The sequence below is a fragment of the Filibacter tadaridae genome (assembly GCF_900609045.1).
GTDB lineage: Bacteria > Bacillota > Bacilli > Bacillales_A > Planococcaceae > Sporosarcina > Sporosarcina tadaridae.
The window spans coordinates 24,948-35,730 of the sequence record NZ_UXAV01000021.1; the positions used below are offsets into that span (position 1 = coordinate 24,948).

A 10,783-nucleotide genomic window follows, 5' to 3' on the forward strand; every position below is an offset into this window, starting at 1 on the left:
TGTTCATTAAACTTTGGGGTGCGCTCATTAAACTCGAGTTGCGATCATTTGTCATCCCTTGCCGCTCATTTAACCCCAGTTGCGATCATTTATCATCCTTTGCCGCTCATTAAACAAAAAAAGTGATCATAAACCACGCCAAATCCTCTCCGGCATCGTTTATGATCACCCTACTTCCTCTTCCATCTGTACAATAGGCATTTCATTCACATTACGCTGTTACCCCATGCCGCTCACCCGCTATATTGCACTTCTCCCGCTATAACGGTCATAACAACGGTTGCTGCCAGCATTTCTTCATCTTCCACTTGAAATAAATCCCGGTCGAGTACGGTAAAATCCGCATCATATCCGGCAGCGAGCTTTCCGCGTACATCCGCTTTACTGATGGTTGCGGCGCTGCCTGTTGTAAAGAGGCCGACTGCTTCGAAACGGCTCAGTTTTTCACTTGGCAAATAACCTTCATGGGTTTCACCGGGTTTGCGTCTAGTGGCTGCCGCGTAGATACCCAGTAAAGGATTCACTTCTTCAATCGGCGCATCCGACCCGCCGCCGCAAATAAATCCGCGGTCCAGCAAGCTATTCCAAGCATACGCCCAGTCGAAACGAGCCTCGCCCAATCGATCCATGACCCAAGGAAAATCGGATGATACAAAGACAGGTTGAATATCGAGGATGACCGGCAGCTTTTTCATGCGCTCAACCAAGTCTTCACGTAACACATTGACGTGGATAAGCCGGTCAAGTTTACCGGGCGGTGCCGGGTATTTTTCGATTGCATCGAGTGCTTTTTCGATAGCGCCGTCTCCGATGATATGTACCGCGATGGCTTCGCCGTATTTACGTGCGAGGGCCACTAATGAATCAATCTCCTCATCCGTATGAACCGCCATTCCGCGTGTTTCGGGTGCATCTGCATAAGGTTCACTTAACAATGCAGTCTTACCGCCAAGTGCACCGTCGATGAAAAACTTCATGGCGCCCGGCTCAATCCATGGTTCATCGTATGTAGCTTGGTCTTCCATCAATTGCGGGAAAACAGGTGACCGGCGGAGCAAATGCGCACGGAATTTCTTTTCCTGCCCGATAATATTCTTGAATGCTTGAAGCGGGTTGCGATAATCGCCATAATAACCCAGATCATCCGTTACGGCTCCCGTAAGTCCAAGCGACAACAAATCCCCGACTGAAGTCCTTAATGCGCGAGTCAACGCTTCCTCCGTCGGTTCAGGAATCATGCCAAGTACGATTTCTTGTGCGCCTTCCAATAAAAATCCGGTCGGTTCACCCGCTTCATCCCTCACAATGACGCCGTCTACGGGATCTGGCGTCTCTTTTGTAATCCCTGCGAGCGCCAACGCTTTTGAGTTTGCAAGTGCCGCGTGCCTGCATGTCCTCTTTAAAACCATTGGAGAATCCGTTACATTATCAAGCTCAAACCGCGATAAAATCTTCTTATCAGGGAAATTGTTTTCATTCCAACCTTCCCCAATGAACCAATCATGCACGTCCAACCCTGTATGAGCACCACGTAGCATGTCCATCATTTCATCCGCAGAAGATGCTTTAGAGAGATCCAAACTAAGCAACTTTTCACCATGCCCGATCATATGCATATGGCTATCCACGAAACCGGGGTAGAGAACTGCCCCTTTCAAATCCATTTCCTTATCTGCTTGTTCCTTCAATTGTTCGTAATTGCCAGTTGCTACTATTGTGCCGTCCTCCGTAAGAATTGCTTCAACCGTTGCGTGTTCTTTTTCCATTGTATAAAGCGTGCCGTTATGCCAGATTTTTTTCATCACAATTCCCCCCATCTATTCATATTGTAATCTCTTAAGCAATAACGAGCAATATTCAGAAATTGAATGCTACAATAAAGGGTATAAGGGAGGGATTCATATATGCGTTTAACCGTTTATCTTGCAGGGGAAATCCATAGTTCATGGCGTGAGGAAGTGAAGCAAAAAGCGGCTATGTTGAAATTGCCGATTGATTTCGTCGGTCCAATGGAAGACCACGACCGTTCCGATAATATTGGAGAAGAAATTTTAGGCAAGCAACCGGATGCAATTTTCAAAGATGCCGCGGCGTCAAGTTTCAATAATTTGCGAACCGAGATTTTATTGAAAAAAGCGGATGTCGTCATTGCTTTATTTGGGGATAAATACAAGCAATGGAACACGGCGATGGATGCAAGTGCCGCCGTCGCTTCCGGTAAACCGCTTATTCTCATCCGCTCAGAAGCAAATCATCACGCATTGAAAGAGCTATCGCGGAAAGCAAGCGCCACTGTAGAGTCTGTCGACCAGGCCGTCAATGCACTGTACTATATTTTTGAATGAACAACAAAGGACCTTGCCAATACTATCGACAAGGTCCTTTTCCATTTCCATGGGTAACTCCTACCCCACGTCCGGCTTTTAAGCTTAAATGATTGACTTCTTTGCTATCATGACTTCAGTCGTGGAAAGTTCAATGGCAGATGCGGTTCAAAAAAAGGACCGGAAACTTGATGCTATTCGACATTTCCGGTCCGTATATATCTTACTTATTCTGTTCCCATCTCTTCACGTACAACAGTAGCAATTCTTTCAACATAGCGCATGCATTCGTCCTCGGAAGGCGATTCTACCATAACACGGACAAGCGATTCAGTACCTGAAGGTCGAACAAGTACACGACCGTTTCCAGCCATTTCTTTTTCAACTTCTGCAATTACTTCTGCAACATGCGTATTTTTTGTTACGGCATTTTTGTCAGTTACACGCACATTGATAAGCTTTTGCGGATAAACAGTCATTTCACTGGCAAGATCGGATAGCTTACGACCAGTGCTTTTCATAATATTGACTAATTGCAGTCCCGTTAGCAACCCATCACCTGTTGTATTGTAATCGAGAAAAACAATATGACCTGATTGTTCGCCACCAAGGTTATAATTCCCTTTTCTCATCTCTTCGACAACATAGCGATCACCAACAGCCGTCTGGACACTCTTCATATCATTTTCTGTAAGTGCTTTATAGAAGCCTAAGTTACTCATGATTGTTGAAACGATTGTATTCGATTTTAGGCGCCCTTCCGAGTGAAGATGACGACCGATGATATACATAATTTGATCGCCATCCACGACTTCACCATGCTCATCGACTGCAATTAGGCGATCCCCGTCTCCGTCGAATGCTAAACCGATATTCGCACCTTTTTCGATGACGAATTTCCCTAAACCTTCAGGATGTGTTGAACCGACTTGATCATTTATATTCAATCCATTCGGAGAAGTACCCATTGTCGACAGATCTGCATCCAAATCAGCAAATACATGTGTTGCCAATGTTGATGTCGCGCCATGTGCACAATCGAGCGCCACGTGTATACCAGTAAACTCCTCATCAACTGTTTGTTTCAGATATTGAATATACTTATGGCCACCCTCAAAGTATTCCGTGATTGAACCAACATCTGCTCCAATCGGGCGCGGTAATGTATCTTCCTGCTCGTTTAACAATTTTTCGATTTCTTCTTCTTGCTCATCGGTTAGTTTGTATCCATCTGCACCGAAAAACTTAATACCGTTATCTTCCACAGGATTGTGCGATGCTGAAATCATAACCCCTGCTTGTGCTTTCATAACACGTGTCAAATAAGCGACGCCCGGTGTACTAATTATCCCTAGCGTCATTACTTCAACTCCGGTTGATAACAACCCTGCTATTAAAGCACTTTCAAGCATATGGCCTGAAATACGTGTATCGCGACCTACAAGTACTTCCGCTTTTCCTTGCGTTTCTTTCGTTAATACATAACCGCCGACTCTACCAAGTTTAAACGCAAGCTCCGGTGTTAATTCTTTATTTGCAACTCCACGGACGCCATCGGTCCCGAAATAATTAGTCATTTCCATTCTCCCTTTCAATGCTGTATCTATAGTCGTATTTCAGGCAAGTTTAATAGATAATGATACTTCCTCTTCTGAAAGTTTCCATCGCACGTCTGTTGGACCTTCCACTTGTATAGGGAAGGTCTTTTCTCCTTCTTCCTTCACGTGTGATGCATCGACGTATACAGTAAAGTCTTTTTTATCTAAAGTATCGATTACATCTTGTTCTGCCGTGACAGTCAAGACGATTAAACCGTCTGCAGGTTTGTGAAAGGAACTGTTGAATTGCTCATCCAATCCATTCACTGTAACCGCGAACTCTGTGAACTCCTTCGTTGCAAGCTTTTCCGGTTCGACAGGTGTTTCTGGGTTTGTCGCTTCCAGTTCTTCTTCCACTACAGTTACATCCACCTTAACCTTGATTTTGTTTGTAGACATTTTTGAAATACCATCAGGTTTTTTTAACTCTATGTCAAATGTTTCTTGTTTTTCCACCTTCGAAATATCTACATCTACAACGAATTCATCCAATGATTCCAACACTTTTCGCGATCCGGATAACCAAATCGTTTTTTCATCGGTCTCAATCGAATCTAGTGTCACACCAGCCGGAGGTTTCCCTTTTGCTTTAAGAACAATCGGTATTTCTTTATTATATTCAACAATGTCAACTTTGACGTTCACTTGTTCAGGAACGATTGTCACGTTCAACTTATTTAGATCCTTGTCCAATACACGAACCCGTGCTTTTTGTTCGAATGACTCCTTTAACCCATCGTCACCTGTTACAGATGCTTTCACAAAGCTAATGGATTCGATAACACTTTTCGGACCTGTCACTTCGATTGTCGATGGGTCAACTTCCATTTTTACCACATCGAAGTCCTCCGCCAACATCCGTTCATTCATTTCAGGGTCCACTTTGAACGATTTCGTGATCTTTTCTTCAATGACAACCTTAATTGTCGCTGGGTCAAGGCGAGCGTTCAACTTACCGGAAATATTTTCGTGTTCGATGGGGACAGTATGCGTTCCCATAGGTAAGCTTCTCAAATCTACAAATAGTGTGAAGTCCTTTATTAGTTTTGTAGTTTGAACAAGATTTGCTGGTCCTTCGATTGCCATATTGACCGTTTCGGGTATTCCTGTCACAACCAAGTTTTCATTGTCATAATACACTTCGACTTTAATATCCCGGATGATATCCGCCGAATCCCCGACGGGTTTGCCATTTGCATTCTCTTCTCCCGCTCGAACAAAGACAAACAGAACAATTGCAAGAAATAAAGCCGTGAATCGGAGAAACCATGGGTTACCCATCATTTTATCCATTTTTTCTCCTCCTCCACTTCCATCTGGAGGTATTCGTCTGCTCGGTCGTGTTACCAAACCAAACTCTCCGCAACCGTGCTTCAAATTCCTCCATGCTTAGATTCCGGTCTAAATCACCATCTGCCGTAATACTCACTGCTCCAGTCTCTTCTGATACAATTACCGTGATTGCATCTGTTACTTCACTCAACCCGATAGCAGCCCGATGCCTTGTGCCGAGCTCCTTTGAGATAAATGAACTCTCTGAAAGTGGCAAGTAGCATGCTGCAGCTGCGATCCGGTTCTTCTGAACAATGACTGCTCCATCATGCAATGGTGTATTGGGGATGAAAATATTAATAAGCAATTCCGATGTCATAACCGAGTCCATCGGGATACCTGTTTCGATATATTCACTCAGGCCGGTTTCCCGCTCGATTGAGATAAGCGCACCAATCCGTCGTTTCGCCATATAGCTTACTGATTTAGTGATTGCTTCCATAAGACGTTCTCGTTCTTCTTCTTCCTGCATTGCCGTTCGGGCAAATAACCGACCTCGTCCAAGTTGTTCAAGCGCGCGGCGCAGTTCAGGCTGGAAGATGATTATGATGGCCAGAAAGCCCATCGGGAGCACTTGATCCATCATCCATTTAAGCGTATCCAACCCAAAAAACTCTGTCAGTAGACGGGCGATTAGTAGTACGAAAACTCCTTTTAACAGTTGGACCGCTTTCGTCCCTTTAATAATCGTAAACAATTTATAAAAGACAAACCAGACCAGAAGCACATCCACGATATTTATAAGTACCCCGACTGGACTAAAATCAATTATAGTATCCCACTTGGGCATGTGCTTCCCCTACCTTCTTACACAATTTCATATGCGTATAGTATAGCATATCGTCAACGGACAATGCTTATTCAAACAACGGGAAAAAGCGATTGGCACCACTGTCAGCAGGTGCCGCCAATCGCTTTATTTACTTTTCCTGTTTTTCATCTTCTTTCGATGATGGGAAAATATCTTTCACTGTATTTTTGATTTTATACCAAAGCCAGTCGAAAGCCTTGTCGATTTCCTCACTTTCCCCTGTAACTATCGCCGTCGATGCCATGAATTTCGAGCCATGGATGACTGTTACATCACCTTCGACTTGTCCCTCAATCCGTAGCGACCCATTTTTCACGACAATATCGCCTTTTATCGTTTCACCTGCCGGGACAAGCACCGTCTCACCTTGAACGACAAGATTCGGTTGCTTCGATACTGAAAAATGTTGGTCATTTCCGTAACTGGAGAAAAGTGTTGCACTCATTAATAGAAGAAACATTGCTGCCGCTGAAAGAAGCGGATGACGCCGTAAAAAGCGTTGCGCACCCACTTGCGATTTTTCTTTTGGAAGACGGGCTATTACTCCATCGACAAACCCGGCAGGCGCTTTTATTTGGGTAGCACTTTTTAAAAATGAAATAGACTCCTCCAGCCCATCCATTATTTCTTTACATTCGGAACAGTTTGCCAAATGTTCCTGTAGTTCCCGTTCTTCTTCAGGACGAATGTCCTCGTCTAAATACGCGTGCATATAGTCAATAATCTTTTCCGGACACGTATTCATACATTTCCCCTCCTACATAGTACCCATCTGTTTTCGAAGAGCTTCCCGTCCTCTGTGGACACGGGTCTTTACGGTTCCTAATGGTAATTCCAAAATATCGCCGATTTCTTGCAACGGTAGTTCCTCGAAATACCGCAAAATGATTACAGAGCGGTATTTATCCGGGAGTCTACCAATTTCATATCTTATCCGTTCTTGTGCCTCCATTTTTTCAATTTGCTCTTCAGGCAAATCCCCTGCCGCCGCGATTTGCGAGTACATGGTCAATCCTTCTGTGCCCGGTACTTCTGCATCAAGATGATAATCCGGTTTCTTTTTTCGGATACGGTCAATGCAAAGGTTAGTCGCAATCCGAAAAATCCATGTTGAAAACTTTCGTTTCTGATCAAATGTATGAATGTTTATATAAGCACGTACAAACGCTTCTTGAGCAATATCTTCTGCTTCCTGCTTATTATTAAGCATCCTGTAACAGACATGATAGAGACGATGCTGAAAAAGAATGACAATCTCTTCAAATGCATCTTGCTTACCTTTTAGCACTTCATTTATTCGTTTATTGATCAATTCATCCAATGCATATCTCCTCCGCTCCATGCGGCTGTCCCTTCTATACGTTTGAAGGGTTCAACAGGTTTCATTTTTTTCGCTATTATTATTTTACCAGATATAACCGACTCTTTCCTCTTTTTGTCTAAATGAAAAAAACCGAAGAGAATTTGAATTCTCTCCGGCATTGCGATTCTGTTTGACAATACGTTTGTGTTTTTAATAGGTCTGTATTAAAGAAGCTTTTCGCCAAATAGAGAACCCATTAGGCCAACTGCAACATCAGCGGTCTTGTTCTTGTCATCAAGAACCGGATTCACTTCAACAAATTCAGCAGAAGTAATTATTTTAGAGTCTTCCAGCATTTCCATGGCAAGATGACTTTCTCTGTAGCTCATGCCGCCTGGTACCGGCGTTCCAACACCCGGCGTATACAATGGATCAAGTCCATCGAGATCCAAAGAAAGATGGACGCCGTCAACTTGGCGGTCTTTCAAGTAAGCGATTGCATCTTCCATAACCGTTGTCATTCCATGACGATCAATCTCATGCATCGTATACACTTTTATGCCCTTTTCTCTAATCAACTCACGCTCACCAGGGTCGACCGAACGTGCTCCGATAATAACAACATTTTCAGGTTTAACCTTTTGACCTTCGTTATGTAGGTTGACAAGTTTGTCGTGACCAAGTCCAATCAAAGCTGCAAGAGGCATTCCATGAATATTGCCCGACGGTGATGTCTCTTCCGTATTCAAATCAGCATGTGCGTCGTACCAGATTACACCAAGGTTTTTATACTTTACAGCCAAGCCTGAAAGTGTACCTATCGCTATGCTGTGATCTCCCCCAAGAACAAGCGGGAAGTTTCCAGATTCAACGATATCAGTGACTTTCTGAGCAAGTCTAGTTGTCGCTTTAACGACCTCATCTAAGTTTTTTAAATTGGTTTCATCCGAGTCCCTTTGTTCCGCGGCATCAACATAGATATCTCCTTCATCCATCACTTGATGGCCGATTGACTCAATTCGTTCAACTAGTCCTGCATAACGGATTGCGCTCGGTCCCATATCTACTCCACGTCTATTTTGGCCGAGATCGAGCGGAACACCAATTATTGAAATATTTTTTTCCCCCATACTATAAAACCTCCCCTTCTCACTCCCTCCATTATAAGACCCGAACTTACATTGACTCAACCTCGCAAGTTTCTGAATAATTATTCATAAACTCTTTTCATAAACGAAACACACTTATCCGGAGTAGTGGGTCTGCTATAAAAGTACCCTTGTCCTTCTTCACAACCGTATTCGTGTAAAATGGCAGCTTGCTCCTCACACTCAATTCCTTCGGCAATGACACGCAACCCAACTGTGCCCGCTACCGCCAAAATCGCCTTAACAATTGCACGACTTTCCTCATTTTCATGTATATCGCCAATAAAAGCCCGATCAATTTTCAACGTGTCAGCAGGTAACTCTTTAATATAGCTGAATGTACTATAACCCGTTCCGAAATCATCGATGGCGATGGTGATACCCAAATCCCTAATCTCCTGGATGACATCTTGCATTCCGGATCGATCCGCAAAAGCACTCTCTGTTAACTCAATTTCGATTCGCTCCGAAGTTACACCCGTTTCAACAAGAATGCGTTTAATCGCCTCCACAATACCGGGCTCTTTCAACTGAATGGCGGAGATGTTAATCGCAATTCGGACAGGTGCGAAGTCTGCGTCCTGCCATTTCCTCGCCTGTTTGCATGCTTCGTGTATTATCCATTCCCCTAATGGCAAAATGAGTTTCGTCTCTTCTGCAACGGGAATAAACTTATCAGGTGGAATTCTGCCAAGATCGGGATGATTCCATCGAACAAGCGCTTCCACGCCCATCAAGTCCCCTGTCTTCAAGTCCACTTTAGGCTGATAATCCAAATTAAAATGGCCGAGACTTATACTTTTTCGCAACTCATTCTCCAACAAAATCCGTTCAAGCGTTTTAGCAGCTGTTCCGTGCTCATACATTTCAAATTTGCCGCCGCCCTTAGCCCTAGCATTGGAAAGTGCTTTTTCTGCTTTCATAGCTAACTCAGAAGGCTTTTGAGCATGCTCGGGGTACAGTGCAATCCCTAGGCTGAATGATAATGTATAAAGTTGTCCCATCACTTCAATAGGCTCCTCAAGAAATTGCTGAATTTCCTTTGTCAACTGCTCGGCATGTTCTGCACCACGAATGTTTTTCAGCAACAATGCAAATTCATCGCCTGAAAGCCTCCCATATACATGGTCATCTTGTAAGTTCTCTTTCAATCGATTCGAAACCATCGATAAAATATAATCACCCGCCTCGTTTCCAAGCGAGTCATTTACATATCTAAGTCGATCAATATCAAAATAGACAAACCCTAGTTTTGTATTACTTTCGTTTGCAAATTCTACTTCTCTTTTCACAAGTTCACGGAAAGACGAACGGTTTGGTAAACCTGTCAACTGATCCTTACAGGCAAGGTTTTGGATAATCCGCTCCGACTCTTTCCGCTCCGTAACATCATATCGAATGGAGATATATTGATAAGGCCTTCCTTTTTCGTTTAGCGATGGGACAATCGTCGTATCTACCCAATAAAAAGAACCATCTACTCTCCTATTACAAATTTCACCACGCCATATCTTTCCGCGACCAATCGTAGCCCACATCGTTTTAAAAAAATTCCGCGGGTGGTAGTTGGAATTTATAATTCTATGATCGGAGCCAATAAGTTCTTCCGCAGTGTACTGAGAAATCTCCGTAAATAATTCATTGACATATGTTATTTTTCCTCTTCTATCCGTAATTGCGACAATGGCAGATTTATCAAGTGCATAAATAATATCCATCAGCAGCTTTTCCGCTTCCTCGCTTCCGTCGTGGTGAATAATCTCTGGCATTGTATTATTACTGTCTAACATACTATTACCTCTTTTTTATAGTTGTCTATGATTGATATTTTTCTCTAAATGACTTCTTTAGGACTATTGTACAACAAACTTTCTGTTGGTACACCACCTCGGGATTATGGAACTTGAGAAGTAATTATAAAACGCGAGGGAAGCCCATTAAACTTGGGAAGCGATCAATTAGCGTGGGGATTCGCTCATTTATCCCAAGAAGCGATCAATTAGCGTGGGGATTCGCTCATTTATCCCAAGAAGCGATCAACTAGCGTCGCGAGGCGATCATTTATTTCGTGAAGTGATCAATCAGCGTCGCAAGGCGATCATTTATCTCTTGAAGCGATCAATTAGAGTCGCTAGGCGATCATTTATCTCTTGAAGCGATCAATCAGAGTCGCTAGGCGATCATTTATCTCGTGAAGCGATCAATCAGAGTCGCAAGGCGATCATTTATCTCGTGAAGCGATCAATCAGAGTCGCAAGGCGATCATT

At 43.5% G+C, this 10,783-nt stretch carries 9 protein-coding genes; 1 reads left to right on the forward strand and 8 read right to left on the reverse strand.

The window, feature by feature from the left end; all coding sequences use genetic code 11:
- Window positions 1-233: 233 nt before the first annotated feature.
- Window positions 234-1,802, reverse strand: a complete 1,569-nt coding sequence (locus FILTAD_RS03780) for an amidohydrolase (RefSeq protein WP_124069184.1) — start codon at window positions 1,800-1,802, stop codon at window positions 234-236.
- A gap of 102 nt (window positions 1,803-1,904) precedes the next feature.
- Here FILTAD_RS03780 and FILTAD_RS03785 point away from each other — a divergent pair, with 102 nt between their 5' ends.
- Window positions 1,905-2,345, forward strand: a complete 441-nt coding sequence (locus tag FILTAD_RS03785; RefSeq protein ID WP_124069185.1) for a YtoQ family protein — start codon at window positions 1,905-1,907, stop codon at window positions 2,343-2,345.
- Window positions 2,346-2,551: 206 nt separating this feature from the next.
- Here FILTAD_RS03785 and glmM read toward each other — a convergent pair whose 3' ends face one another.
- The 7 genes from glmM to FILTAD_RS03820 all read right to left on the reverse strand — a co-directional run bounded on the left by glmM (window position 2,552) and on the right by FILTAD_RS03820 (window position 10,306).
- Complete coding sequence (gene glmM / locus FILTAD_RS03790; RefSeq protein WP_124069186.1) at window positions 2,552-3,901, reverse strand: phosphoglucosamine mutase; 1,350 nt, start codon at window positions 3,899-3,901, stop codon at window positions 2,552-2,554.
- A 39-nt stretch (window positions 3,902-3,940) separates the two neighbouring features.
- Window positions 3,941-5,215, reverse strand: coding sequence for a CdaR family protein (locus FILTAD_RS03795; protein WP_124069187.1), 1,275 nt, complete (start codon window positions 5,213-5,215; stop codon window positions 3,941-3,943).
- Complete coding sequence (gene cdaA, locus FILTAD_RS03800; protein WP_124069188.1) at window positions 5,208-6,044, reverse strand: diadenylate cyclase CdaA; 837 nt, start codon at window positions 6,042-6,044, stop codon at window positions 5,208-5,210. Before cdaA ends, FILTAD_RS03795 begins: the two co-directional genes overlap by 8 nt.
- Window positions 6,045-6,174: 130 nt before the next feature.
- Window positions 6,175-6,810, reverse strand: coding sequence for a zf-HC2 domain-containing protein (locus FILTAD_RS03805; RefSeq protein ID WP_124069189.1), 636 nt, complete (start codon window positions 6,808-6,810; stop codon window positions 6,175-6,177).
- 12 nt (window positions 6,811-6,822) lie between these two features.
- Complete coding sequence (gene sigW, locus FILTAD_RS03810; protein ID WP_124069194.1) at window positions 6,823-7,386, reverse strand: RNA polymerase sigma factor SigW; 564 nt, start codon at window positions 7,384-7,386, stop codon at window positions 6,823-6,825.
- A gap of 206 nt (window positions 7,387-7,592) precedes the next feature.
- Window positions 7,593-8,498, reverse strand: a complete 906-nt coding sequence (rocF, locus tag FILTAD_RS03815; RefSeq protein WP_124069190.1) for an arginase — start codon at window positions 8,496-8,498, stop codon at window positions 7,593-7,595.
- A gap of 80 nt (window positions 8,499-8,578) precedes the next feature.
- Window positions 8,579-10,306 carry a putative bifunctional diguanylate cyclase/phosphodiesterase gene (locus FILTAD_RS03820; protein WP_124069191.1) on the reverse strand — a complete coding sequence of 576 codons (1,728 nt, stop codon included), beginning with the start codon at window positions 10,304-10,306 and terminating at the stop codon, window positions 8,579-8,581.
- Window positions 10,307-10,783: the final 477 nt, after the last annotated feature.